This is a genomic window from Croceimicrobium hydrocarbonivorans (assembly GCF_014524565.1).
Taxonomy (GTDB): Bacteria; Bacteroidota; Bacteroidia; order Flavobacteriales; family Schleiferiaceae; genus Croceimicrobium; species Croceimicrobium hydrocarbonivorans.
In genome coordinates, this window is record NZ_CP060139.1 from 3,652,894 (window position 1) to 3,678,582 (window position 25,689).

At 45.2% G+C, this 25,689-nt stretch carries 21 protein-coding genes; 4 read left to right on the top strand and 17 right to left on the bottom strand.

Translation table 11 applies throughout. The annotated features are described in order from the left end of the window. Nucleotides 1-411 precede the first annotated feature (411 nt). From H4K34_RS16445 to H4K34_RS16505, 13 genes are all read right to left on the bottom strand, one after another. Nucleotides 412-1,911, bottom strand: coding sequence for a serine hydrolase domain-containing protein (locus H4K34_RS16445; RefSeq protein WP_210758479.1), 1,500 nt, complete (start codon nt 1,909-1,911; stop codon nt 412-414). A 415-nt stretch (nt 1,912-2,326) separates the two neighbouring features. Continuing rightward, nucleotides 2,327-2,905 carry a hypothetical protein gene (locus tag H4K34_RS16450; RefSeq protein WP_210758480.1) on the bottom strand — a complete coding sequence of 193 codons (579 nt, stop codon included), beginning with the start codon at nt 2,903-2,905 and terminating at the stop codon, nt 2,327-2,329. Nucleotides 2,906-2,916: 11 nt separating this feature from the next. Further along, nucleotides 2,917-3,945, bottom strand: a complete 1,029-nt coding sequence (locus tag H4K34_RS16455; RefSeq protein WP_210758481.1) for a S41 family peptidase — start codon at nt 3,943-3,945, stop codon at nt 2,917-2,919. Beyond that, on the bottom strand, nt 3,945-4,727 hold the full coding sequence (locus tag H4K34_RS16460) for a hypothetical protein (RefSeq protein WP_210758482.1): 783 nt from the start codon (nt 4,725-4,727) through the stop codon (nt 3,945-3,947). The genes H4K34_RS16455 and H4K34_RS16460 overlap by 1 nt, the downstream gene beginning before the upstream one ends. Further along, nucleotides 4,727-5,650, bottom strand: a complete 924-nt coding sequence (locus H4K34_RS16465) for an NAD(P)-dependent alcohol dehydrogenase (protein ID WP_210758483.1) — start codon at nt 5,648-5,650, stop codon at nt 4,727-4,729. Before H4K34_RS16465 ends, H4K34_RS16460 begins: the two co-directional genes overlap by 1 nt. Continuing rightward, nucleotides 5,637-6,536, bottom strand: coding sequence for an SDR family oxidoreductase (locus H4K34_RS16470; RefSeq protein WP_210758484.1), 900 nt, complete (start codon nt 6,534-6,536; stop codon nt 5,637-5,639). Before H4K34_RS16470 ends, H4K34_RS16465 begins: the two co-directional genes overlap by 14 nt. Nucleotides 6,537-6,657: 121 nt before the next feature. Continuing rightward, complete coding sequence (locus H4K34_RS16475; protein ID WP_210758485.1) at nt 6,658-7,887, bottom strand: MFS transporter; 1,230 nt, start codon at nt 7,885-7,887, stop codon at nt 6,658-6,660. Continuing rightward, entirely contained in the window at nt 7,888-8,535 is a 648-nt protein-coding gene (locus H4K34_RS16480; RefSeq protein ID WP_210758486.1) for a DUF4386 domain-containing protein, read from the bottom strand. A gap of 1 nt (nt 8,536) precedes the next feature. Continuing rightward, a complete protein-coding gene (locus H4K34_RS16485; RefSeq protein WP_210758487.1) occupies nt 8,537-10,933 on the bottom strand; it encodes a TonB-dependent receptor in 2,397 nt (798 codons plus the stop codon). A gap of 9 nt (nt 10,934-10,942) precedes the next feature. Then, nucleotides 10,943-11,122 (bottom strand): hypothetical protein, encoded by a 180-nt coding sequence (locus H4K34_RS16490; protein WP_210758488.1) that lies wholly within the window; start codon nt 11,120-11,122, stop codon nt 10,943-10,945. A gap of 102 nt (nt 11,123-11,224) precedes the next feature. Beyond that, nucleotides 11,225-12,976 carry a helix-turn-helix domain-containing protein gene (locus tag H4K34_RS16495; RefSeq protein ID WP_210758489.1) on the bottom strand — a complete coding sequence of 584 codons (1,752 nt, stop codon included), beginning with the start codon at nt 12,974-12,976 and terminating at the stop codon, nt 11,225-11,227. A 107-nt stretch (nt 12,977-13,083) separates the two neighbouring features. Then, complete coding sequence (locus tag H4K34_RS16500) at nt 13,084-13,851, bottom strand: hypothetical protein (protein WP_210758490.1); 768 nt, start codon at nt 13,849-13,851, stop codon at nt 13,084-13,086. A 93-nt stretch (nt 13,852-13,944) separates the two neighbouring features. Next, nucleotides 13,945-15,696, bottom strand: a complete 1,752-nt coding sequence (locus H4K34_RS16505; RefSeq protein ID WP_210758491.1) for a helix-turn-helix domain-containing protein — start codon at nt 15,694-15,696, stop codon at nt 13,945-13,947. A 614-nt stretch (nt 15,697-16,310) separates the two neighbouring features. Here H4K34_RS16505 and H4K34_RS16510 point away from each other — a divergent pair. The 4 genes from H4K34_RS16510 to H4K34_RS16525 all read left to right on the top strand — a co-directional run bounded on the left by H4K34_RS16510 (nt 16,311) and on the right by H4K34_RS16525 (nt 19,900). Beyond that, complete coding sequence (locus H4K34_RS16510; RefSeq protein ID WP_210758492.1) at nt 16,311-16,985, top strand: outer membrane beta-barrel protein; 675 nt, start codon at nt 16,311-16,313, stop codon at nt 16,983-16,985. 404 nt (nt 16,986-17,389) lie between these two features. After that, nucleotides 17,390-18,199, top strand: a complete 810-nt coding sequence (locus H4K34_RS16515) for a hypothetical protein (protein WP_210758493.1) — start codon at nt 17,390-17,392, stop codon at nt 18,197-18,199. A 33-nt stretch (nt 18,200-18,232) separates the two neighbouring features. After that, a complete protein-coding gene (locus H4K34_RS16520) occupies nt 18,233-18,835 on the top strand; it encodes an XAC2610-related protein (protein ID WP_210758494.1) in 603 nt (200 codons plus the stop codon). A 51-nt stretch (nt 18,836-18,886) separates the two neighbouring features. After that, nucleotides 18,887-19,900 (top strand): hypothetical protein, encoded by a 1,014-nt coding sequence (locus tag H4K34_RS16525; protein ID WP_210758495.1) that lies wholly within the window; start codon nt 18,887-18,889, stop codon nt 19,898-19,900. 110 nt (nt 19,901-20,010) lie between these two features. On the opposite strand, the gene H4K34_RS16530 is transcribed toward H4K34_RS16525, so the two are convergent. From H4K34_RS16530 to H4K34_RS16545, 4 genes are all read right to left on the bottom strand, one after another. Next, nucleotides 20,011-20,916, bottom strand: a complete 906-nt coding sequence (locus H4K34_RS16530; RefSeq protein WP_210758049.1) for a DDE-type integrase/transposase/recombinase — start codon at nt 20,914-20,916, stop codon at nt 20,011-20,013. 20 nt (nt 20,917-20,936) lie between these two features. After that, nucleotides 20,937-21,317 (bottom strand): transposase, encoded by a 381-nt coding sequence (locus H4K34_RS16535; RefSeq protein ID WP_210758048.1) that lies wholly within the window; start codon nt 21,315-21,317, stop codon nt 20,937-20,939. 413 nt (nt 21,318-21,730) lie between these two features. Continuing rightward, nucleotides 21,731-23,638, bottom strand: coding sequence for a mucoidy inhibitor MuiA family protein (locus H4K34_RS16540; RefSeq protein ID WP_210758496.1), 1,908 nt, complete (start codon nt 23,636-23,638; stop codon nt 21,731-21,733). Between the two features lie 481 nt (nt 23,639-24,119). Next, nucleotides 24,120-25,178, bottom strand: a complete 1,059-nt coding sequence (locus tag H4K34_RS16545) for a WD40/YVTN/BNR-like repeat-containing protein (protein ID WP_210758497.1) — start codon at nt 25,176-25,178, stop codon at nt 24,120-24,122. Between the last annotated feature and the right edge of the window lie 511 nt (nt 25,179-25,689).

Genomic DNA, 25,689 nt, shown 5'->3' on the forward strand with positions numbered 1-25,689 from the left:
AAACTCGGCGTCCTTTGTGTCTCCCTGCCTGCCGGTAGGCGGGTAGCGAAGAGGGCGGTGAATTTGGGTAGCTAGTAGCTGGTAGTTTGTCGTTGGGTTTTAACCGCGGAAAAGCGAAGGGCAAAGGGAAGAAAAGTAATTGGTAGCTTGTCGTTAGTAGTTCGTGGTTATAAAGACAAGTGATATGGGTTATACTTTCAAGCTTGATTTGCGGATGGCTTGGCCACCATGTTTCTCAATAGACCTCTGCGAACCTCCGCGTTCTTTGTGTCTCTAGCGCAGCGGGCGGTGAAGTATAATATGATGGAATTGAATTACAAATTCAATCCATTGGCGGTGAAGCAACCAGCAAAGTGCCTCTGTGTAACTCTGCGTCCTTTGTGTCTCTAGCGAAGCGGGCGGTGAAACAACTCAAAACCTTTTCCTCACAGCTTTTTGCCCATATAAGCTAAACACCTCCAAGGCATCCTCTTTTCTAAAAGAAATCATCACCCCGGTTTTTGGATGAATAAGTTGCAATCCATTTGACTGCACCGGACAGAGTCCATAGCGATCGCCATTGGGGAAAACCAGCACAATTTGCTTATGCTTCGTATCAAATTCGAGACTAAGATCAATTTGATCGTTCCATTTGTAATCACCCGCCAAAGCTTGGAGGCTATCCTCACTAATTTCTCCACGGCTTACCGCGGTTTGCTTGAAATGTGGCCAATCATAAACCGCAGAGGCGGATAAGAGCAGTTCATTGCCTAAGTCGGCACCATTATCAGAATTGATCAAATAAACCAAGCCATTTCCGTTAGTCAAGTTGATCGTCATGCCGCTACGATAACCCACATTACCACCATAATGCGTAAGAGAAATAGCATTTCCAGCGCGCTGGATTATAAAACCATAAACATGTCCTTCTCTTTGCTGATCTAGCATCGCTTCGATTTCCGCTTGCGTAAAAAGCGCACTCTTGCCATGATAGGCCTTATAGATTTCGATCAGGAAAAGGGCCATGTCTTGTGAGGTGCTCCATAGTCCGGCTGCAGCTTGTTGAGGATAGTTATTCCATCCGCCATTTATCATTTTGCCATTAGTATCATGGCCTTTAGCCACACGCGGAGCCAGTGAATCGGGCAGGGGCTGATCAAATAGCGAATGCTTCATTTGCAAAGGCCTTAGAATCCACTGGTCCATGATCTCGGGAAACTCTGCTTGAAAAATATCTTGCAAAGCCAGCTCCGCCAGGGTATAGCCGCCTCCGGAATAGCTTAGGGTGAAATTTGGTGGTAAAGCAACCTGAATGGCGGGAGTGTTAACCCCTGGACTTCCCTTTAGAATATCAAGGTCGGAGGGAAGGGCAGAGTCTTGATCATAGCCTAAATAGCCCCCGCGGCTAATGCCTGAAGTATGGGAAAAGAGATTGCGAAAGGTAACTGGATTTTCAGCGCTTTGTTCTCCTTCCGGCAAATGAAAGTCCTTTAAATAGGATTCAATATCTCGGTCCATATCAATTGCCCCAGCTGCTTCCATGCGCAGAGCCGCCATATAAGTTACCGGCTTGGATAATGATGCCGCCTGAAATATTGTTGAGCAATCCAATTCACTCTGCGTAGCAAAGGCTGGATTTTGATAAAGCTCACTCCAGCTGATTTCACCATGCTCGATGACACTTAGCGATAGAGCCGGAATAGTATACTCAGTCAATTTGCTTTGAATAGACTGCAATTCCTCTTCTTCATCCAGAAATTTTACTTGCTCGCGAATGCCATATTCGAGTTCGGTTTTTTTAGCAATGGCTTCTTTTTGACAGAAGCAAAGGGATTGATCCGAGCTGCCTTTGTGATCAACCGCTTGCTCTTTGTTGAAATTACAAGATGATAGCGAAAAGAAGAGGATGCTCGGGATTAGGAGTTTTTTCAAGGTTCTGGATTTGAATGGGAAAGCTAGCACATTGCTGCCAGCTAGGAAAATTAACCGCAAAGAAGCACTTGCCTGCCGGTAGACGAGTGAAACGTAACGGGGATCGAATTACAAGAAAAAAAAATGGAATCGAATTACAAATTCGATCCATAGGCGGTGAAGAAAAGTAATTGGTAGTTTGTCCTTAGTATTTCGTGGTTTTAAAGACAAGTGATATGGGGTATACTTTCAATCTTGATTTGCGGATGGCTTGCCACCATGTTTCTCAATTGACCTCCCTGCCTGCCGGTAGGCAGGTGTGACCCTCTGTGCACCTCCGCGTTCTCTGCTTCTCAAGCGACGAAGGAGCGGGCGGTGAAACAAACAAACAAAAAAACTCCCCACCCAATCCTCAGACCAGGCAGGGAGCCTAGCTTTAAAAGAATCCAAGCTTTAGATTGATACCGTATTCCCAGGAAGAGAGGTCCTCTTGTTTAAAGTCCCGATCATTCTCGGCCCAAATCAATTGATAGCCACCGTAGAAGCCAATCTGAGCATGGGGACTGATATTGAAATCCCAGTTCAAGCGGGGACTAAAGACATAAATGGTGCTTTTGGCCACCTTGTTATCCAAGGCATCTTTAAGGCTCACTCCACCCACCGCGAAGGGTAAACGCAATCCGGGGATATAGAGATGCTCCTTGTTTTGAACGCTCTCAATAAAGAGACCACCATAGCCCATGTTTAAGTTCAGTTCTTGGTCGAGGCCATAGGCTAAACCGCTTACCGACATGGAGTTTACGGCGCCCATCCCAAATCCACCTAAGGCGAAATAGTCTTTATACTGCACCGCTCCCTGGCCACCGACCCAAAGCGCAAGCTGTTGCATGGGGCTGCTATTGGCTACTTGGACGCCGCCAAAGGAGGTCCAATTGCGACTTTCACTGTTTTGCTGGGCTTTTAAAGCACTTTGACTGATGAAGAGCAGTCCGAAAAGAATGAGGGTTTTTCTCATGATTTGTGATTTTAGTTGATGTTATAGTTTTCAGTTAAAAATTGAATGGCCCCCTCCAATACAAGGTCTTTGCCAGACTGGATATTTGAAGGATTATTTTTGATATTTATTTCCGGCTTGATGCCCAGCTTCTCAAAGCTGCTGCCATCGGGTTGGAGGATTTTTTGAATGCTGTACTCATAGCGCCAGCCATTGGCCAGAAAGCGGGCCGGACTCACCATCGATAAGGCACCGGCCGTACTATTTCCAATATGATGGACCTGATCGTAGGAACGCAGGTACAGACTGAGAATCTCCGCCTCACTTACCGTTCCTCTATCCGTTAGGAATACAATAGGTTTGGCAAAATGAGGAGAGGAGGGAGCCGGACTCTTATAATCTTCTGCAGTACTAAATTGATGGGCTCCGGGACCAGATTTTACACGGCTGCGGAATACCAGGTCCTGATGCCGACTGAAATGCGCTGCGAAGATGGCTGCTAATCCATCATACCCCCCAATACATTGTCTGAGGTCAATAACCAAGGCTGATTTCGCATCTAAATCCAAAGCCTCCAAGGCATTGATTAAATACCGTTCATCCTCTTCCAATAAGGCCGCCACGTAGAGATAGGCGATTTTGGGGCTCAGTTCTCCATAGAGCAACATATCCCCCGAAAGGCCCGCATTATCTAAATAATCAGCAGCAATTAGCTCAAGGCTGAAGGCTTGCTGACTGGCAATAAAGCCCTCGTCACCCGAGATGAATATTTCCTCCTCCGCATCGCGGTAAAGCTTTATATGTTCATCGTTCAAAGCATCTGCATAGGAACAGAGGGCTTGCCACAATTCGGCATCGGAGCTATTTGCTTTTAAGTTCTTGCGCAGGCTATAGTAGAGGGAGTCGGCCTGATGCTCATTTGCAAAGCCAGCATAATGGCTTTTCAAATCTTGATGGAAGGAATCATAGATGCTGAGGGCATCGCTATCGGCTTCCGCTAAATCGGATTGGCAGGCCAAGGCCAAAAGGAGGAGGCTAAACAGGCTTAGTATTCGAAACATTAGAAGGTGTAGTTTAGGGCGATTAATAAGGACTGACTAAAAAGGGCGAATTCGGGATTCTTAGTAAGGTGAATGGCTTGCCATTGATGCTTTAAGCCCAATTCCAATCTGCGGTGCAGGGCATAGTAAATGGCCGATTCGCCTTCCAATTTTTGATTATCCAGCCCCGAAGCCCATTTGGAATTCGAAAAGAGCAATTGTTTTAGGCTTTCAGCATCCTCAGAACCGAAGGCATTAAAAGGAGGTCTTTTATAAGAGGAGATCAGGCTAAAAGCCAAATCGGCTTCGAGGCGCCATGCCGCTTTGCGATATACAAAGCTTGAGAAGAGCGCTAAATTCTGCTCCTGGAAGAAGCTTAAGGCTGAGCTTAATTCATAGTCATCTTCCCATTGCAATACTTGTACATCCAAAGCATAGCGCGGACCCAAGCTAAGGTTCCAGTTCTCATCACTAAGCACAGACCATTGATAGGAGAGCTTAGCTTGAAGCTGTAACCAGGGACTTTCCAAAAATTCAAATTCGCCGGGACTTAGACCTCCGGTATTATAAGCTATATCCAAGCGAAAGCGATTGCCTTTGCGGGATTCCCAAAATCCGGAGATCGCTGTATTCAAGCTGTTCCCTTCATAGAGCAAGGGGGAGAAATCCGCATCCTTGATCTTCATGGAACTTAATCCGGCGCTTAGTTGGATGCGTCGATAGGATTCGGTTTCCTGAGCCAGGCTAGGGCTACTATTTAATACCAATAGCAAGCCTAGTACTTTGTAAATTCTATTTTTCATCAGTTGTAATGAGGTTTAGGGTTCCAGTTGGGACTGATTTTTAAGGCGATATGTCCTGCCTTTTCACCGCTTTCCGCTTTGCGATGGGCCTTTTGCACTTCTTCCCAAGGAAAGACGGAATCGAGGAAAACCTGGATTTTGCCCGCGGCTATTAAGTCAGCTAGCTTTTGCAGCTTAGCTTGACTGGCGCGGCTTTTCATTTTAGATACAGTTCGAAATTGCCCTTCGGGATGTAGCACTCTTTGGGCATCCTTAGCCTTAATCTGCCCCCAAGCATCGATAATGAGATCATAGCTTTGTGGACTTTCCCAAAAGTTTTCTTCGCGATAGTCGAGGCATTTTTGAGCCCCCAATTTTTTCAACCAAGCATGATTGTTGCGCCGACTTACCACGGTGATTTCAGCACCCGCATTCTGGCATAATTGCAAGGCATAGTTTCCAACCGATCCGGCCGCTCCACAAATCAAAACTTTTTGATCCTTGAGGCTTAGGTCTTCAATTAAGTGCCAGGCGGCTAAAGCACCATAAGGCAAACAGGCCGCTTCCAGATAATTGAGATTTTCGGGCATTTTCACAATCACCTCGTTTTCATTCAGACATTGGAACTGAGCATAGCCACCAAAACCGGCACCGCTGTAAGCCATCACTCGATCGCCGGCCTTAAATGCTGTTACCTGAGGGCCAACCGAATGCACTTTTCCGGCGAACTCCAAACCTGGTACCGCCATGCGTCGAGGCTTAATGATTCCATTTTTGAAGCGGCAAAGCAAGTTCTGACCCCGCCTTAAATGCAGGTCACTTTGATTTACACTACTTGCCATAATTTGGATACATAGCTGCTTGCCTCGGGCTTGCGGTCGGGCTTTTTCCTCGCGAAGCAGTACTTCCGGTCCACCGTATTTATGGGCTTTAATGATCTGCATCGCTTTCCTTACGAGCTTCGTTTACTTCTTCTTGAAAGAATTGATACAAGCGGCGATGACCAAAGCGCGGCGCAGCGTGGTGCAGGGCCATGGCGGATAAGAAAAACTCATAAGGCCCGTAGAATTTGGCTGAGGTAAAGAGTTTTAAGCTGGCAATGATCAGCTTCCTTAAGCCATCGGGGAGATGCACAATTTTCAATTCCTTGTAATAGGCATCCAGGGCCAGGGCGGCAATTTCATTCTGACTCAGTAAATCTGGTCCTCCCACATTTAATTCCTCCGCTTTAGAGGAAAGGGAGTTCACAATAAATTCCGCTAAATCGGCACCATGGATAGGATTGAGCTTACAATGTCCATCCCCAAAGAGGTAAACCTTACCCTTGGCGGCCATTTGCAGAAAATCTGCCATATCAGAGAAATAGCCAGTAGGTCGAATTACCTGAGATGAAATGGAAGATTGCTGGAGTTCTTTCACAAAAGCTTCCTTAGCCTCAATAATCTGAATGCCTTTAAGTTGATGGGCATTAAAAACGGAGACATAAACGAACTTTTGCAAACCGGCCGCTTCCGCTTCTTTCAAGAGGTTCACATTGGCTTGATAGTCTACATCCCAATAGCTCAGCCCATCCTTTTGACGGGTAATTCCCAAGCTGCTAATGATCATACTGGCACCATCCATAACACCTTTTAGGCTTTCTGCCTGGGTGGCTTCCGCCTTGATGATTTGTTCGGCCTTAAGCTTAATCTTGAGCTTTTCAGGATTGCGAACCAGGGCTTTAAAAGGGATGCCCCGATCTTTTAGTTCATGAAGTATATGCTGTCCGAGGTATCCACTGGCCCCCGCTACAATAATGGGAGCCAGCTTTTTAGATGGAGTGGGTTCCATTTTCAGTTTATGTTTTAATTAATCTGGGGCAAAGGTCTCATTGCAGGAGGCGCGGGTCGTCCTGTATTATGATTCCATACTTATTGAGATTCCGAACTTTGGTCGATAGACCGAACCTGATTTAGATTTCGGATTTCAGGCGGCGCTGGATGATAAAGAAGAGCCAGGTGCTGAGGCCGTAAATAATCAGGATCAGCAGCATTAATTGGGGATAATTCAGCATGCGATTATCCTCGCTTTGTACCAATATCCATCCGGCTAAAGCCGCCCCAAAGCCAGCGGCCACTCTTTGCAAGGCCGAATCTATACTTAGAAAAGAAGCACGATTTTCGGGTCGAGGTACCATCAGGCTTAAAGCCCCGGCACTTACGGTACGACCAGCCACCGAGCAAAATAGCAAGGAGTTGAGGATCAAGATCGAGTTAAGGCCTAGATCCGAAAGCAAACTTAAGGGGATGAGCACCAGGGCTCCTAAGAGGGTACTAAGGCTGAAAATCTTGCCCTGCCCAAAGCGATCGGCCCAAAAGCCAAATAGGGGCCCAAAGGCTAAACTAGCCACTCCGGCTAAGCCAAAAACCAAGGCTAAATCCGCTTCTTCCAATCCTTGATTAAAGATGAAGTAGGCAGAGGAGAAACTCATGAAAGCTACATCTGCTGTGATGAGCAAGAAATTGTTGGCGAGGCAGTATTGTTGTCTTTTAGTTTTGAAGACAGCCAACCAATTTTGCCAGAAATGGCTATCTGGAGATTGCGTTACCTCACTGCGACGTATCAGGCTTAAAGCCAGGAAAAAGGCCAGAATAGCTACCAGAGCCAGGGCGGCATAAGCATATTGCCATTGAAACTCGGCCGCTAAATACAAAGCCAAGGGTAAGCCGGCTAATTGACCAATCCCAAAGGGAATTTGAATGAGGCCCATGGCACGGCCTTTTTGCTTTTCCTCAAAATGCTCGCTGATGAGGGTAAAGCAGAGGGAGGCAATCATTCCCCCCGAAATACCGGTGGCCAAACGGGCTGCAATTAAGGTGTAATAATCTGGGGCTAAAGCAGAACCAATCAAACCCACACAGAATAAGGCATAGGTAATAAGGAGCAGTTTTTTCCTTTCAATACGATCGGCAAAAAGGGAGAGTGCAAAGGCGGAAATACCGGCTGCCAGCGAATTAAGACTGAGAATTAAGGCGAAAGCTTCGGTGCTAAGTGCCATGCTTTCCAAAACCATAGCACTTAAGGCCGGCATCAACATAAAATCGAGGGCCATGCCAAAGAGTAAGAAACCGAGGCTAAGGACTAATAAGCTTTGATAGCGACTAAAAGGCTTTTTCTCAGGACTGGGAGCAGTGGTATTCATTTAATAGCGGGCCTTCTTTTGGAAGAGCATGTACAGGGTAAAACTTAGTTCGCCAAGGAAAGTATAATCTGCCACCAAAAGTAATTTATCCTGAGCCAGGTAGGCGAGGCTGTCAATTAAATATCCCAAGGCCGAAAGCACTAAAAGCAAACCAATAATGCGGGCCAATCCTCTTTTAAGGATCAAAGCTATCCCCGGAGGAATTAACCAAAGGCCCCAGAATACGGTGGCCAGATATACTCCAAAGCGGTATTGATTTAGGTAGAAGCTTATTTGGCCAGCGACCTGAGGGCTAAAGCTTTGTTGTGACCAATAGTTGAGGGCATAGCTGTTGAGTTCATTGCCCAAAGAAATAAAGGCTCCACAACTTAATAGAATGGCGGTGCTTAGGGCTAGGCTCTTCGAAAATTGCCCTAGCCATAAATAGCTGAAAAGCGCCAGAAAGATACTGGCGATATTCATAAAAACGGTAGCGATAATGCCTTGGCGGTGCAGCAGGCCTTTAGCCGCAATTTGCTGATAACTGTGCTCGGCATTGCCATAATCGAAGAGGGTGTTGGGCACATAGCCCATCCCATAAAAGCCGAAGATGAAGAGGGCCAGAAAACTAATTCCGGCCCATCTTGCATAATGTCCTCTACTCTGCATATTAGAAGTAAATGCGGTACATTAAGTTAGGTAATAGTCCAAACTGAGTGGTATAGCCAACTTTACCCGCTTGATTGGCATCGTAGTATTCGCTCAATTTTCCTTTGTTATTGCTCAAGTTTTCGAGGTTTAAGAACAGCTCATGGCTGGTGCGCTTCAATTGCCATTTGTAGCTGGCAGAGATGGTAAGGGTATAGATGTCTTCCAAATCGGTTTCATAGGCCTTATCGTAATCCCAGTACTGACCCTGAGCTGGATTCACCGCTAAATTGCCATTCTCGTCGCGCAATAGTGGAATCACCTTTTTACCTCCGCCAATAAAGGCTTTGAAATTGATTCCTAAAGATTGATTGTTTTTAGAGCCCAAGCCTGTCCATTCTTTTCCGGCCAGGAAGTTAACAATGTAATTGCCATTAAAGCGGGTATTTCTCTCGCGGCCGTCTAAGGTGGTGTATTTCGAATCGAATACCGAGGCATTGATTAAGAAATAGTAATTGTTAGCGAGGAAGCGCTGAAGGGTCATTTCCAGTCCGTAATTACGCCCGGTACCTTTATTCACCAAGTCCACATATTGAATATTGAAGTCTTCATTAATGGTGCTGTAATAGCTATTCGCATCATTGGCCACTGGTAATTGGTAGAGGTGCTGATAATACACTTCGGTGCTCAATTTTAGATTGGAACTAAAGGCCCAATCATAGCCTAAAACAAAGTGGTGGGCTTTTAATAGGTCGAGATCAGTATTGCTTTGGGCATAGCTGCCATCCGCCTGTTTTACCTTGGCGAAATAATGATTTAATCGCTCCATGCTAGAGTGCATTCCATAACCGAAACGCAGGGTTCCTTTGGGATGATGTTGGTAAGAAGCAGAGAAACGAGGCTCTACGCTATACTTGTTGTTGTAGAGGATATGATGGTGATGCAGCCCTGCTACCAAGCTAATCTCATCGCTTAAGCGGTATTTCATAGAAAGGTAGTTCCGCAGGGCACCCACTTGTTCTTGAATACCAATGGTGTTTTTCAAACTGCTGTCGCCGGGCATCATCATGGCCTGCTGGTAATCGAGATCAAAAAGGGTGTAACGACTGCCAATGCGGTAGCTTAAACGGTTATTATGCTTACGCTGATAGCTGGTAGCGGCGGTATAAGTACGGTTTTGCATATCAGAGTCGAAGCTGGGAATCCCCACGCCATTGGAGTCGGCCTTTTGCCAAATATCATCTTCCAAACCATCGAGGCTAAAGCCGATGCTGGATTTTAAGAAACTCTTATCATCAATCTTGATGCTGTGGTTAATTCCACTATTAAAGAGGAAACTTTGCTTATCGTAATCTTCGTACACATTGCCGCTCATTACATCATCACCGGGCGTTTCCCAGTCGGCTGGAGTCGCATTCTTTAAAGCAAATCCACTGTAGCCTCCTAATCCAAAGATGGAGAAACGGCCCGCTTTTTTGGTAGGCAATACTACTTTAAAGGCTGCATCCTGAAAGAACATATCGCCATTAACATCAATGGCACCCAGGTCATTGAGTAGGGTAGCGGTAGAATAGCGGTAATTTACCAGGAAGGATCCATCGTAACCTTTGGCCAGGGGACCTTCGAGGGTGAGGTCGGTGCCGATTAAGCCAATACCGAAAATGGCTTCCAGCTTTTCATTGTTCCCTTCGCGAATTTGCAAATCGTAAACCCCGCTCAAGGCATTGCCATATTCGGGTGCAAAGGCACCGGTAGAGAAATCGGAAGTTGCCAGCAAATTACTATTGAGAGCGCTGGTAGAACCACCCACCGCACCTTGGTCGGCAAAGTGATTGGGATTGCTAATCGGCAGTCCGTCTAACTGCCACTGCATGTATTTAGGGGCGTTTCCGCGGATGATGATTTCGTTACCACCACTCCCTGAATTTGAGACTCCAGCATAATTGGCGGTTACCAAAGCCGGATCATTAAAGCTGGCGGTAAAACGATTAAGCTCTTCCATGGAAATGGAGCGACCACTCACCTGAATCATGTCGTTTTGGGCCCGGCCATTCTTTGTTGTAGCCTTAACTGTTACTTCCTCTAAGGTGGAAAGGGATTCTTGCAATTCAATTTTCAGGACCATCTCTCGGGCCGAATTCACTTCGATATTATTCAGAACCCGACTTTGGTAACCAATAAAGCTTACTTCAATTTGCAAACGACCTAAGGGAACCGCTTCAAATTTGAATTTACCATCAAAATCGGTGGAGGTTCCTAAAATGGGATCGGTCCCTAAAATAACCACATTGGCACCGGGCAGGGGCATTTGACTTTCCTGATCGATAACGGTTCCGCGCAATACCTGGCTGAGGTTTTGGCTTTGGGCTTGAAATCCGAACAGGATCATATAAGCCATTAGAAGGATTGACTTTTTCATTTTTACGTTTTAGAGTTGATAGAATTGAGGTTGAATAAGGAGGCTTATGCTTTGAGCCCCTGTAGGACTTAGAGCACAATTGTTATCAAAGCGAAGGCTTAGCTCCGGCTGCTTAAATCCTGGACTTTCCGAAGCCCCAAGTTTTAGGCTAAGCAGTGATAAGCTGAATAGGAGAGTTGAACTTTTCATCTTTGCGTTTTAGCGGGAAAACCATTTTGATTTCCGGGGGCAAAGGTGAAAGTCCGGCCAAGGCCAATCGTCTTGAATTATGATTCAGGACAAATCTGTAAATCAGGAATTAGGGCGGCTTTTTAGCCAGGCGCGTGGGCTGAGACCGGTACTGCGCTTGAAGAATTCGTTAAAAACGGATTTTGAATTAAAGCCACTGTCGTAGGCCAGGGCCAGGAGGGTAAGATTGCGATTCTGCGGATCGAGGGCTTTTTCTTTAAAGCTTTCCAATCGATATTGGTTGATGTATTCGTTGAAATTCATCGCGCAATGCTCATTAATCAACCAGCTCAGTTTATTGGGATGGAGATCTAGTTTTTCAGCCAGGTTTCGCAGATTCAGGCCGGGGTCGAGATAGGCCTCCTCTTCGGTCATTAAGCTTTCCAGTTCACTTAATACCGCTTTTACTTCTTCATCCGGCTCAGCTACTTCGGCACTAAGCCTGGGGATATCTTCCCAGCCTTTTTCTGGAAATTTCATGCGGGCCAGGAAATCCTCGAAGCGGGGATCCTCCTGAACCTTTTCCCAAATCCAGTAATGCTTGAGGCTTACCATCATTACCGATCTTTCTTGCCAAGCTTTTTCCAAATACGAGAAGCAGGCCTCCTTTTCGCCCATTTGGGCATATACTTGGGCGGGATCGGCCGAATCAATAAAGTGTCGACTGTTTAAGGCTTCTCTTACTTTATCAATTTCACCCATTTGCAAACGCAAGAGCAGGCTGTTGAAATTCTGATAGGGATCTTCGGCACTCAGCTCCAAAGCCCGATCCATGTATTCTTGAGCTTCCTTTATCTTACCCGAGAAACCCAAGGCAGTGGCCTTCCAACGCAGGGCCTCGGTAAAGCGGGCATCCAGTTCCAGGGCCTTATTAAAGGCGCGAATCCCATCTTTAAAATTCCGAGCAAATACATAGCAGAGACCTAATTGCCAATGGGCCTCTGCATGCAATGGATCACTTTCGAGGGCTTTCTTGGCTATACTAATTGCCTCTTGATAATCGCCATTAAGGAAAATATGGTAATAGCTGATAAACTCATTATAGGCGCTAAGTCCAAAGTGCAGCGCTTTATGATAAGAATCGCGGGCCGCCTCCCAATCCCAATCGTAGAAGAGGGAAATATAGGTAAGGAGCTTATAGGCTTGCGCTTCATAGGGATTGATGGCCAAAGCCAATTGCGCCAATTTGCGGGCTTCTTCATGCGCTTCGCTGGTGCCGATTAAACCGTATGCCGCATGGTGAATTAGACATTCACCGGTATAGGCATAAGCCTCTGCATAATTGCGATCGAGGCGGGTGGCCTCCCTAAAAAATTCCAGGGCTTTAACCGTGCCCTCGTAGTCCTTCTTAAAGAAATAATGACCTTTGAGGAAAGCCTCATAGGCGCTAATATTATCGGTATAATGACTGCTACTAAAGTTTTGGCGGAAGTAGATTTCCAGAGCCTGCAGTACCTCAGCGGCGATATCATCTTGCAGGTCGAAGATGTCGGCCATTTCCCGATCATAGGATTCGGCCCAAAGGGTAAAGCCATCTTCAATGGCCACTAATTTGAGTCGTACCCGAACCCGACTGCCAGCCTTTTGCACACTGCCTTCCAGCAAATGGCTCACCTTGAGCTTTTCGCCGATGGTCTCCAAACTGAGCTCTTGCCCCTTCAGGCTAAAAGCCGAAGTACGGGCAATGATTCCTAAACCTTCTATCCGACTAAGCACATTGATCAATTCCTCCGTTAATCCATCACTGAAATATTCATTTTCCGGATCAGAGGAGAAATTCGCCAGAGGCAAGACCAATAGTGATTTGCGGGGCATAGTTTGGTTTGGAGTGGATCAAAAATAAGGATTGCAAACTATTGCAAAAGCGAAAATCCGGCCCGCCTCCCGAATATATTTCGAGAAGCGTGGCCGGAACAATCCAACTAAAACCTAAAGTTGGCACCGATTCCCAGGTGGGAGTCGCTAAATTGTAGTTGATTGGATTTAGACATTACCTGTAGATCTCCCTGATATAAAGCACTGAGAGCGAACCAGCTATTAAAGGCATACTGCGCTTCAAAACGAAGGTCGAAGGCGAAGTATTTATGCCAGCCCATAAATTGATTGGCACCGAATACATTGTTCAATAAATCGGAATTCAGCTCGGCATTTTCAGAGGGTGCGCTGAGGTCTACCCAAGATAGCAAGGGCAAGCTGGCATCGGCCTTAAGGGTCCAGCTATTGTTTTGATAGCGAGATCCGAGACTTAAATCAATACCCTGGCGACTGAAATGCTGGTAGGGCATGCCTTCATCAAAATTCGCTTGATCGGAAACCAAACGACCTAAGGCCTGGTATCGCAATCCGCTGGATAAGGCCCAATGCTCCGTTTGAAGGAGATTAAATCCGTATTCTGCATTGAACTTAAATTGCATAAAGGCCAGTTCTGCTCCATTGTTGTTTTCGGGAGCTAAGCGACCACCGCTGTAATCCATGGATGCGCCCCAATATGCCAGATTATCACTTTGACGACGATAGGCTAAAGACCACATGCGACTATTACTAAAGTAGTCGGCCGAATTACGAGCCGGATTGTTCCAAATGCCTCCACCGGCACTGCTGTACAGGCTGATTTCATTTTTAGGCATACTGATTTGAGCAAAGCTGCTAAGAGTACCCATGGCAAGGGCGATCATAAGGGTGAATTTCATTTTCATGTTTTAGTTATTTTGAATTCGAGGGCAAAGGTGCGGGGGATGTAGGCGCCAATCGTCCGAAAATGAAATTCAGGAAGAAGTAGGAGATTAAGGAAGTTGCCGGGCTTTTAACCAGGCACGCGGACTTAATCCGGTTTGCTTTTTAAAGTACTCGTTAAAGACGGATTTGGTATTGAAACCACTGTCGAAGGCCAAAGCTAGCAGGGTAAGGGATTTGTTTTCCGGCAGGAGGGCAATATGCTGGAAACGCTTCAGGCGGAAGCCATTGACATATTCATTAAAGTTTTGCCCCAAACCCTTATTGATTTGCCAAGATAGATAGTTAGGGCTGCAATTCAGGATTTCGGCCAATTCTCGCAAGCTCAGCTTAGGGTTGAGGTAGAGCTCCTCCGCTTGAATTAATTCCTCAAGTTGTTTTAAGAATTGAAAATCCGGTTTTTCCTCTGCATGAGTCTGGACCTTTCGGTTTTGGATACTATCCCAACTCTCCAATTCGAATAGCGCTTGCGCGGAAGGATATTCTCTTAGGGGCTTTAGCAGGGGATCAAAGCGATAATTGATGCAGGTGCCAGCTTTCTGATGGATCATTTTCTGGAGATAAGCGGTGGCTTCTTCCAAATGATCAGAATGCGCCCAGAGGTAAAGGTTCCAGGGAAAGAGGCTGCTTTCGGCATCGCTGGCAGGCAGACTTAGCTTTTCCTTTTCGGTGGGGGAGCCATGCATACGCAGATAGAGCTCCTCCACTTTTTCCGGGGCAGCGCAATGCACTAAGCAGCTTGCCATTTCTGCCTTGCGCTGCAATTGAAGTAAGATTTGAATTTTATGTCCCCAAGCCAAACTGAATTTAGGATTGAGCTCGAGGCAATAGTCATAGAGCTTCAGGGCCTCTTCCTGTTCTCCTTTAAAATTGAGGAGATGGGCCTTGGTAAACCAGTGATTTGGGGAAAGAGGATCTATCTCCAGACTTTGGTTGATGTATTGCAAGCCTTCCTCAAAATGACCGGAAGGCAGACAGAGCTCGGCCATGCTTTCGAGCATAGTGCTGTTATCCGGATCTAAGGCTAATGCCTGAAGTAAGAAGGCCCGCGATTTCTTGAAATCCCAATGGAGCCAAAAGGCTTCGGTGGCCATTAGGTAATAGTATTCTGCGGATTCCTGCACCAGGCTTTTACCTCGTCGGGCATAGGAATGTACCAGTTCTATCGTTTCCTCGGGATCAATATATCCCCAGGCGATAAGCATAATATAGGACCAGGCAATTTCGAAATAGGCCTTAGCAAAGCTGGGATCTTCGGCGATGGCTTGCTTTTGATGGGCAATGGCGGTTTCCAGATTTTCGGCGGTCCACTCTCGCATCTTATGTCGGCCTTTTAGGTAATGCTCATAGGCCGAAATGCTGCTGGTGCTCTTATTTACCAAGTTATCCGAAAATTCAAGGTGCCCAAAATTCTCACGAATTCGATCGGCCACCACCAGGCTGATTTCATCTTGCAGGACGAAGATGTCGGATATATCCCGCTTAAAGCGATCGGCCCAAAGGCAAAAGCCATCCTCTACATTGATCAATTGCAAACTGACGCGCAGCTGATTCCCGGATTTGCGGATGCTGCCTTCCAATAGGTTATCTACCCCCAATTGCGCACCAATATCTCTAATATCGAGGGCCTTTTCCTTAAAGCTAAAGGAAGAGGTTAGGGCACTCACCTTTAAGCCCGGAATTTTACTAAGGGAGAGGATTAGCTCCTCCGTCATCCCATCGCTGATGTATTCATCCTCCGGATCACTGGATCGGTTCACCAGGGGTAAAACGGCTATGGAGAGTTTGCTACTTGCTTTCATTGGGGAGGGGCAAAGATGGGGAATTTGGGGATTGGAGTAGTAGGTAGTTGGTAGGTAGTCGTTTGTCGTTTGTTTGAGACGATAGTATATAGACCATAGACGGTAGATTTGATTGAAGACAAGGAAATGGGATTTGTCTTTCAAATTTTGGTGCCGTGGGTTTAACCGCAAAGACGCGAAGGGGCACCTGCCTGCCGGTAGGCGGGTAGCGAAGCGGGCGGTGTATCTAACCGCAAAGAAGCAAAGTGGCTAAGGTTCGCAAAGCTTCTCAGTGTACCTCTGCGTCCTCTGTTCCTCCCTGCCTGCCGGTAGGCGGGTAGCGTAGCGGGCGGTGATTCTAACCGCAAAGACGCGAAGAAGCAAAGGTTCGCAAAGCATCTCCTTAGACCTCTGTGTAACTCCGCGCTCTTTGTGCCTCTAGCGACGAAGGAGCGGGCGGTGAAGCAATCGGTGAAGTAATCGGTGAAGCAACCGTTGAAGAAACAAAGAAATCACCCCCTTTTCCAACCCTACAGCTCCCCCAAGCATCTTTAAAAAAGAAATATCCACCTCAGCAAATACCCCTAATTCAGGCTTTGCGTTTAAAGCCTTGAAAGAACCTAAAAAGCTTCCCCATGTTAGCAAACCGAAATACTGCTATTCTCTTTTTATTCCTTTTTCTTTCCATGCATAGTGTGGCACAACATCGAGTAGGCTTGCAGATAATAGGAGGGGTCAACCAGATGGAAACCGATTGGAATACGGAATTGGAAACCTACACTTTGCTTTTAGCTCCCTATGCTGCTTTTGGAGCATTTTACCAATATGAATTATCCGAGCATTGGACAACGGGTTGTGATGTGCAGTTTCAGCAGCTTTATGCGAAAGAGAAAGTGGGGATACCGCTTCGAGATCAGAATAATCAAGTGATGGGGGAGATCTATAATACCTACAATCGACAGTTTTTATACTACTCCATGCCGGTATATATTGCCTATTCCTGGGAGGATTGGCAAATTCAAGTCGGTTGGCAAACCTCCTGGTTATTAGGAAGTAGTGCCCGCTTGAGGAGCGAATTCACGGAAAATGGAACTCTGGTTCAGTCTGATATTCGTTATGATGATGTACCCATCAAGGATTTGGATTTCGGTCCGCGCTTTGGGCTTGCTTATCAAATTACCGATCGTTGGCAAATAGAAAGTTTATGCTATCAAGGCATTGCTCAGGTAGCATTGGATAATGCCCGATGGGAAGCCCGCTTTTGGCATGTGGGGCTGGGAGTGAGATATGGGCTGGGGGTCTTAAGGTAGTTGGTAGATAGTAGTTGGTATGAGACGATAGTAGATAGACTATAGACGGTAGATTTGATTGAAGACATGGAAGTTTGATTGGTCTTTCAAATTAGGGTGAAGTGGGTTTAACCGTATTCATCTGCCGGTATGCAGAAAGTTTCGCGAAGTTCCTCTGTGACCCTCTGCGACCTTTGCGCCTCTAGCAAAGCGGGCGGTGAGGAAATAGCGAAGCAGGCTGTGAATTAAACCGCAAAGAAGCAAAGAGGCAAAGGATCGCAACGCATCTCTCTGCTTGCCAGTAGGTCCCTCTGTGTAACTCCGCGTCCTTTGTGTCTCTAGCGACGAAGGAGCGGGCGGTGAAACAACTATTAAAGCCCTCCTTTTCTCTTAATAATCTATCTTCGTTCCAAGCTTCCTGCATCTTGAAAAAAACCATTCTTTTCATCCTAATCCTGCTAGGGCTGAAACTCTCAGCGACGCCCGAATTGGATTCGTATAGCTACGACAGTCCCAATCTAAAGCTGGAAATTATTTACCGTTATGATAATCCCTTGGATAGAGCATTATACAAGGCCATGGCGGCAAGCCTGGATTCGTATATCGATAGCTTAAAACATAAAGGTCACTTGCAGCGAGGCCAATTGCATTTCGAAATAATGACCGCCCAATGGATGGACTCCACCAAAGGGGTAGAGATGTACCGCTATCCCAAAGGCTATTACTGCTATCTCAATGGATTAAAGCAAAAAATAAGTTTGAGCTATTTGCAATCCATTGTTCTGTATTTCAGTTCTGAGCAATGGTCATCTTTCTGCTATGATGAACTAAAATTAAAACCTAGTTTGGCTTTGCAGCTCTTTAATCAAAACTTGTTGCCTGTAGAGTCAATGCCTCAAACCAATGCTTATAATCTGGAGCAAATTGGAGCTTTAAGGATTTACTTCAAGGAAGATGCCTTATACGCTCGCATTTCCAATGAAGAAATTGGGAAGCTTCACTATCTATTACCATTTGAAGCTCAGGCTTTAATTTTTATCAGTCAAGCTGAGGGGATAAAGGTTTATAAGGAAGGCCGGCTTCTTCAAGAGATGACTTTGAAACCTGAAGGTCTAGCTAAACCTTATTATGAGGCATTAAGAGTGGAGGTATTTCCAAAATGGATAAATATCGCCTCCAGAGATGTTTATCTATTCAGCTATTCGATAGAAGACAATCGTTTTTATAAGCTTTAGATGGAGGATAAGGGGATTAGAATATTTCTTAGCGTGCTGTTGGTACTACTGGCATTGATCCTATATTATTGGGAAAGTAGCCCTTTACAAGGTTCTGAGGAAACTAAGGAAGTGGCACAAAAGGTTTCAGAGCCCCTAATAAAAGAGGAAAAGAACAGTGATACCCTGATTTTTAGTTTGGAGTCGGTCCTGGGTGTATCCGACTATGATGTACGATTGATTCAAATCGATTCTAGTTTTGTGAGTGAAGACATTCCGAATCAGCGGCTTGAATTGGTTCATCAGGTGAATTCTACATTTCAAGTGATTTATAGCGATCTCATTCATTCTGATTTTGAAAAGGTGCAGTTTAAAGATTTCAATAGTGATCATATTCCTGACCTCTTAATACAATGTATTTCAGATGTTCGCAGTAATTGGACCTATAATCTCTATTTGATAGAAAAGGATGGTCCAAGCCTTAAGAAGATTGAAGGTTTTAATAGGATTAAAAATCCAGAATGGGATTATGAGACGGGACTAATTCGTTCCTATGTCGTATCTGGTCAGGATTATAAGGAGCTGTATCGCATTAACCGCAATGATAGTGTAGAACGATTTGAATGGGAGGTAGCCAGTCCAATTAAGGAAGAATAGTACTGATTTCGAAATCGTTTTTAGTAGTACAAGGAAAATTGATTATTCATAATGCAAGTCAATATAAGCACAAGGCCATTTCTTCAAGTATTAGTATTTCTGAGCCCTTTATTAGTAGAGGCCCAATTTATATACCCTGCATCCTATGATAAAATCTTTCCTTGGCACTATAGCTTTATGCCCTCTCAACAGAATCTGGTTGAAAATCAAGTGTGTGAGATAGAAGAGTGGATTGAGGTAGTAGATACCAATACAAATAACTTAATGGATAGTGGATATCTTTTTTATAGGTACCGCTTTACAAAGAGTGGTTTACTAGAGAGTGTTCAAAACGACTATCAAATAAATCTTTCATATTGCTTTTCCTTAAAGCAGAAATTGGGTTGGTCCGATGCCAGGTTGGAGCGTGATTTCACATTTTATACTTATGATTCAATAGGAAGGTTAAGGAAAAGAACTGACCAACTTACACGGAATTGGAAAAAGGCAAGACAAGAAAAAAGGGTAGTTTATTTTCAATATGATAGCCTTAGTCGACTTAGTCAGGAGAGAGTGCTAATCGACAGCTATTATTTTAGGGATAAGGAAAATACCGATACGATATTCTTAGAGCGGGAGTCAGTTACCTTTCAATTTACTTATCCTAGTGATTCAACTATTTTTATAATCTGCGATAATCCCAATCCTATGGACAAGAGGGACATCGAATTGGCGAATGGTTTTACTTATCAGGGGAGTTTAAAAGATTACTTTTTAGAAGCAGGGTATTGGGAAGCTTCGGTTGATGATAGTTTAAACAAGTACGTACTAACTATACATTATGCCCGTCGTTTGCATGTTTTTGGTGGCGATTGTGAGTACCCTGAAAGTCCCTATGATAAACTGGAACATTATTATTACAACGATAGAAGAGAAATAAGTAGGATTGAAACCAGGTATAGATCTGGTGAATTACTTAAGTTTTCTGATTTTCACTTTGATATTGATGGACTGGTTCAAAAACAAACCTTTAGCGACAGTCAAACAGTGACTTTTTATCGATATAAGAAGTTTTCGGAGAATTAGCTGAATGGGGAGGGAGTAGGGAGTTTGTCGTTGGTAGTTCGTTTGAGACGATAGTAGATAGACGATAGATGGTAGATTTGATGATGCCGCCTGAAAATGGTTGTCACTACCTACTCAGATATTTCTACTAATTTATACTTTTTGTTTTTAGTTCTAGGCTTACTGGGCTTAAGGTTTAAAGTGTAATTACTTGGACTGGATTCCATGGATTTGATTTTCCATTCAAAGTCTATTGGAGTGCTATTATTCAATACTCGCTTTTGCTGGAACTTGTTATGGTGTTCCACTGCTTGTTTGAGGCATAGTCTGAGCTCATGAAGGTTAGTAGGCTTCCAGTAATTGAGGTATCGGTTTTTAATCAAATCATTGGTTTTCTCTGCATAGGGGTTTTCCCATGAATAGTAACACATACTTTGCTTTAGGCCTTTGCCTTTGCAATACTCACGATAGCTACGCTCTTCATACTGTCGGCCTCCATCACTATGATGAATAAGACCGCTTAAGTTGGTGTAGCCGTCTTTCTTTCGAGTGGCAATGGCCTGCTTTAAAACCTCTTTGAAGTGGACTGCGCTAGCTCTGCTATAAGCCCCATAGCCTAGGATCCTTTGAGAATAAACATCCGTAATGAACATCAAATAATACCATTTTGATCCTTTCAGATAATAGGTCATATCGGCTTGCCAAACTTCATTGATGGATCGTACTTGTTTATCAATGAGAAGGTTGTCAAACTTACGTTGGTCGCTTTTGGTGGTTCGGATATACCTAGTATTCCTTTTAACCTGTAAGCCCAGTTCAGCAGCCAATGCCTCGAACTTATCCCGTCCAATGGAAAGCTGATCCGCATGAGCATAATAGATGGGTCTACAACCTAAGCCAGGGCAGGCCACACGCGCGGACAGGATCAGGCTACGCAGGCCGTCTTCAAGCCCAACAAGCTCCCTTCTTAGAGCTTGGGGCTTGTAGTAGGCCTGCCGGCTAAAGCCCAGCAAATGACAACTTCTCCTGATCGACACTTCAGTCTTTGTCTCCAGCTTTATTTGCCTTTGGATGCTCTGGCGCCAAAACTTTTTTTTAGATCCACCTTATATTCTTCTGAGGCCAGATCTACGATATGGCGGTACAAATCGGCTTCTAACTGCTTTCGTCCTAAAGCAGCCTCCAACTCTTTGGTGCGCGCCTCTAATTCCTTCAGACGTTTGTCAACACTATTGTTTTCCACTACTATGCGTGTTTGTGTCTTCAAGGTACGAGAATACTTGTTTAACCAGTTATAAACCGTTTGCGGTGATTTAATCTCGAAAATCCTACAGGCTTGATATACCCGAAGTTCTCCCGATTCAATCTGTTTGACCACTTCCTTGCGCAAGGTCTCACTAAATACACGTTGACGTCTTAAGCTTTCTTTTTGTCCCATTTTTCTCTTGGTTTTAAAGAGAATAGGTGTCAACTTTTTTCAGGCGCGGTCATGATTGAAGCCAAGGAAGTTTGATTTGCCTTTCAAGTTATAGTGTAGTCGGATTAACCGCAAAGAAGCAAAGAAGCAAAGGTTCGCGAAGTTCCTCTGCGTAACTCTGCGCTCTCTGTTTCTCTAGCGAAGCGGGCGGTAAAGCAATAGCGAAGCGGGCGGTGAATCAAACCGCAAAGAAACAAAGGGGCACCTGCCTGCCGGTAGGCGGGAAGGTTCGCAAAGTCACTCTTAAATCTCTCTGTGTACCTCTGCGCTCTTTGTGCCTCCCTGCCTGCCGGTAGGCGGGTAGCGACGGAGGAGCGGGCGGTGAAGCAATAGCGAAGTGGGCAGTGAATCAATCGATAAACCCTCTCTTAGAATCAATCAATAGTCACCGTTCTTGGGTACCTCACCTGATAGGAAAACTTAAGCGTACGTGTTTCTTTAGCATCAAGGTCGATCTTCCACACGAGCTCCCCTGTTTTGCTATTTAGTTTGGCGCCACCAAGGTCTAAGGCTTTAACACGGATGTAATCTCTACCGCTAAGAGGAACTTGGTCGTAGACTAATAGGCTCACCATTTCATTTTTTAGATTACGGATTTCAATGTCCCAGGCCATTTGCTTCCCAATATCATCACCAAAGAAACCTTCTGCTTCTACCAGCTCATCTACCTTCCGCTCAACGTTCAAGCCTTTATCTTGACCCAAGCTAAGACGTAAGGTATCCTTAATTGTGCTGGGATCTACCTCAGTTATACCTACATAACTTCCATATAAATACATGCGTGCCGGGCCTGGCAGTAATTGCAATTGCTCCCAATCACTGATTTCGGCAATGAGGTAGGCTCGGGGATCTAGCTTTGGAACGATCTGATAAACATAGTGAGTGGGTACTTTGGCTTCTTGCATATCAAAGCTGTAATCCTTGCCATCACTGGGAATGCTTTGCTGTTTTCGAATCTCATATTGTAGGTTGCTAATATCATTACTCGTACCAGTCGCCATAATGGGAACTTGCACAATTCGCTGATAAGATCCGCCTACCGTAGTAATATCGCGCACCGCCATGTTTTGAATATCCTCGGCCGTTACTACTTTGGTGCTCTTGGTGGAATGGTTTCCTCCATCAACCAGTATCTGAGTTTTTTCCAGCTTGATATCGAATTTAACTTCTGGTCCGGAAATACGGAGGGATTGCCTAAACTCTTGGTAGGCAAAGTGATTTACCTTCACAAAGTAATTCCCTGTTGTTAGGGGTTTAAGGCTGTATTCTCCTTTGGCATCACTAAGAGTCTGATAAATAAGATTATCGAATGAACCCTGATAGATTTCGATGGGTGCATAGGGAACCGGCGCCCCTTCTGGACTTAAGACCTTTCCCAGCAGACGTGAAGCTTGTTGTGGCTTTTGATAACGTGAAGTCTGTTCCTTATTAGGTAATATCCAAGTGGCAATCTTCGGAGCAATGCGGCTCAGTTGTGGGTTTTCAGTAGAAAGTTTCAACTTCACATGGCTCCAATCTACGCCGCTGGACTGATAAATATTGGCCTTGTAAATTAGACTTATGGGCTGATCGAGGCTATTCACCCGAACATCATAGTGTGGGGTCCATCCCGCGAAAGCGGTATAATAGCTAAAGTTTAGACTATCCCGCAAAGGTCTCAAGCATTCTAATTTAATGGTGATCTCTAATTGAGAGCTCTTAATGGCAACAAAACGTTTATTGTATTTCAATTTCAGACTATCCCATTGATTATGCAGGCTAGTAATCTGATTTTGAAGTTCTACTTGTTTTAAACTGAGTTCCATTAATCGCTGACGGTAGAAATCGGCGGCTTCCCGAATTTGAGCAGCGGTTAAACTACTTTCCCCATTGCTGAGTTTACTGTTTTCAATGATTATTCTTTTTTCAATATGATAGACTTCCTGCTTTTCACTTAAAGCTCCAATTTGATGAATCAGTGCTTTTTCCTCTTCTTTAAGTCTACGTATTTCGGGGTCTTTCCAAGGTAAATGCTCCACAACTCGATGGTTAACCGAATGAATTAGCACTCCATCCAAACCGCTCACCTTTATACTCTGGGGATCGGCATTAGGCGGTAGGTTTTCGATAATAATAAAATGCTCTCCCTTATTTACTTGCAGCTGAGCCTGGGAGAAGACCTCCGCACCGGAGAAGAATACTGTAACCCTATCAATTTTCGATTTCAACCGCAATGTATCTGCAGCCCTCAAGGCAATACTATTCAGGGACAAACAGGCTAATAGGACAATCCACTTTCTCATAATGCATCTTTACTCTTGGACGGAGAAGCGGGAAAAGGTGGCTTGGGGGGAAGTAGTAGTTGGTAACTGGTGGTTTGTCGTTGGGTTATAACCGCGGAGAAGCAAAGAAGCAGAGGTTCGCAAAGCATCTACTTGGACCTCCGTGACCCTCTGCGTCCTTTGTGCCTCCCTGCCTGCCGGTAGGCGGGTAGCGACGAAGGAGCGGACGGTGAATTAGGTAGCTAGTCGTTAGTCGTTGGTTGTTTGTTTGAGACGATAGTATCTAGACTATAGACGATAGATTTGATTGGAGTCAAGGAAGTAGGATTGGTCTTTCAAATTATGGAGTGGTGAGATTAACCGCAAAGACGCGAAGAAGCACCTGCCTGCAGGTAGGCGGGAAGGATCGCAAAGTTTCTCTGTGCACCTCCGCGTCCTTTGTGCCTCTAGCGCAGCGGGCGGTGAGGCAATAGCGAAGCGGGCGGTTAAGCAACCAAAAATTCTACTTTCCCCCCAAGCGAAGCACACTCACCCCAATTGCATAGCCCTTAGGTTTTTGGGCATCACTACGGTCGATACGGATTTTATTGCAGGCATAGCCAAGGTCGATTTTATGCCAGCTATGACCACCATCCAGGGTTTCGAAGCCAGTGCGCGTAGTTCCCACAAATCCATGCTGATCATCAATAAAGCCAATACCAAATTCACGCAAGCGATAATCATCTACTAAATCCATTTCCTGCCAGCTATTACCACCGTCAGTGGTTTTTACAATACGTTGCATACTTACTGTAGTATCTGGGTTATAGGATTGGATGGTGGCGTAGCCTATTGAGTCGCTCGGAAAATCGAGTTTCCAAGTGGTTTCAAAGGGTCGTTCTGATTCATAAACGACCTTCCAGGTTTTAGCTCCATCTTCAGTTTTTAAAACCACGGCATGGGATTGTCTTAGATCGTAACTGGAGGCAGCACAGGCAAAGCCCACTTTGGCACTCAGCATTTTGATGTCGAAGAGCATGGAGCAGTAGGGGCTCATGTCGCGAGAGGTCCAGGTGGCCCCGGCATCATGCGATTCCATCATAAAGGCCGGACTGCCCACTCGACCCACGCCATAGATGTGGGTTTTATAACTCAATTCACCATGATTGATATAGGCTTCTTTGAAATGATCCATGGCACAAAGACCCTTAACCGTTGGCCCACTGTATTCTACGGCCTGCCAGCTCTTACCGCCATCAATGGTTCTATAGAGAGGAACAGTGTCTTGAACATTCGGGAAATAGTCGGTGCCAATAGTGCCAGCAAAGCCATTAAGGCTGTCAATAAAGTTGATGCAGCGGAAAAAGGTTCCGGTTTTTTCCAATTGCATCTCCCAGCTCTTCCCATTATCCGCAGAATGGAAGATGCGACCGATGCCATTGATATACCAGGCTTCATCACCAATAAAGTAGATATCATCTTGCTTGCCCCTAAAGGCTTCGGTATCCAATTTTGTCCATTGATATGGTTGTCCAAAAGCGAAGCCGCTAAGGCAAAGAAAGAGGAAGGTAAAACGTGTCATTTTCTAAGGTTTGGAGGCTGAGCCAGAGCTCAAATTCAAAATGACCGGCAAGGTTTTATTCTGCCTTTGGAAGGGCAATTTTATTATGCGATCAACCAATTATTGAGGGTAGGTGACGGGTTTTTTGTTGAGACGATAGATTTGATTGAAATGGTAGCTGGTCCTTAGTCGTTGGTCGTTTGTTTGAGACGATAGTATCTAGACCATAGACGATAGATTTGATTGGAGTCAAGGAAATAGGATTGGTCTTTCAAATTATGGAGTGGTGAGATTAACCGCAAAGACGCGAAGAAGCACCTGCCTGCCGGTAGGCGGGAAGGATCGCAAAGTTTCTCTGTGCACCTCTGCGTCCTTTGTGCCTCGAGCGTAGCGGGCGGTGAGGAAAACCCTAAAGTCATAAAAAGAATCCAACCCCTTCCCATCACCACTAATTAGCCCGGAATTATTCAATGCATGACTAAATTCAATCGACTATAATTCAAGGTCTTAAGTGAGCGTTTTCCTAGGGTAA

Bases quoted from the DNA above. Each gene is read 5' to 3' on its own strand.
- H4K34_RS16450 (WP_210758480.1), bottom strand. From the start codon at position 2,905: ATGAGAAAAACCCTCATTCTTTTCGGACTGCTCTTCATCAGTCAAAGT.
- H4K34_RS16455 (WP_210758481.1), bottom strand. From the start codon at position 3,945: ATGTTTCGAATACTAAGCCTGTTTAGCCTCCTCCTTTTGGCCTTGGCC.
- H4K34_RS16460 (WP_210758482.1), bottom strand. From the start codon at position 4,727: ATGAAAAATAGAATTTACAAAGTACTAGGCTTGCTATTGGTATTAAAT.
- H4K34_RS16465 (WP_210758483.1), bottom strand. From the start codon at position 5,650: ATGCAGATCATTAAAGCCCATAAATACGGTGGACCGGAAGTACTGCTT.
- H4K34_RS16470 (WP_210758484.1), bottom strand. From the start codon at position 6,536: ATGGAACCCACTCCATCTAAAAAGCTGGCTCCCATTATTGTAGCGGGG.
- H4K34_RS16475 (WP_210758485.1), bottom strand. From the start codon at position 7,887: ATGAATACCACTGCTCCCAGTCCTGAGAAAAAGCCTTTTAGTCGCTAT.
- H4K34_RS16480 (WP_210758486.1), bottom strand. From the start codon at position 8,535: ATGCAGAGTAGAGGACATTATGCAAGATGGGCCGGAATTAGTTTTCTG.
- H4K34_RS16485 (WP_210758487.1), bottom strand. From the start codon at position 10,933: ATGAAAAAGTCAATCCTTCTAATGGCTTATATGATCCTGTTCGGATTT.
- H4K34_RS16490 (WP_210758488.1), bottom strand. From the start codon at position 11,122: ATGAAAAGTTCAACTCTCCTATTCAGCTTATCACTGCTTAGCCTAAAA.
- H4K34_RS16495 (WP_210758489.1), bottom strand. From the start codon at position 12,976: ATGCCCCGCAAATCACTATTGGTCTTGCCTCTGGCGAATTTCTCCTCT.
- H4K34_RS16500 (WP_210758490.1), bottom strand. From the start codon at position 13,851: ATGAAATTCACCCTTATGATCGCCCTTGCCATGGGTACTCTTAGCAGC.
- H4K34_RS16505 (WP_210758491.1), bottom strand. From the start codon at position 15,696: ATGAAAGCAAGTAGCAAACTCTCCATAGCCGTTTTACCCCTGGTGAAC.
- H4K34_RS16510 (WP_210758492.1), top strand. From the start codon at position 16,311: ATGTTAGCAAACCGAAATACTGCTATTCTCTTTTTATTCCTTTTTCTT.
- H4K34_RS16525 (WP_210758495.1), top strand. From the start codon at position 18,887: ATGCAAGTCAATATAAGCACAAGGCCATTTCTTCAAGTATTAGTATTT.
- H4K34_RS16535 (WP_210758048.1), bottom strand. From the start codon at position 21,317: ATGGGACAAAAAGAAAGCTTAAGACGTCAACGTGTATTTAGTGAGACC.
- H4K34_RS16540 (WP_210758496.1), bottom strand. From the start codon at position 23,638: ATGAGAAAGTGGATTGTCCTATTAGCCTGTTTGTCCCTGAATAGTATT.
- H4K34_RS16545 (WP_210758497.1), bottom strand. From the start codon at position 25,178: ATGACACGTTTTACCTTCCTCTTTCTTTGCCTTAGCGGCTTCGCTTTT.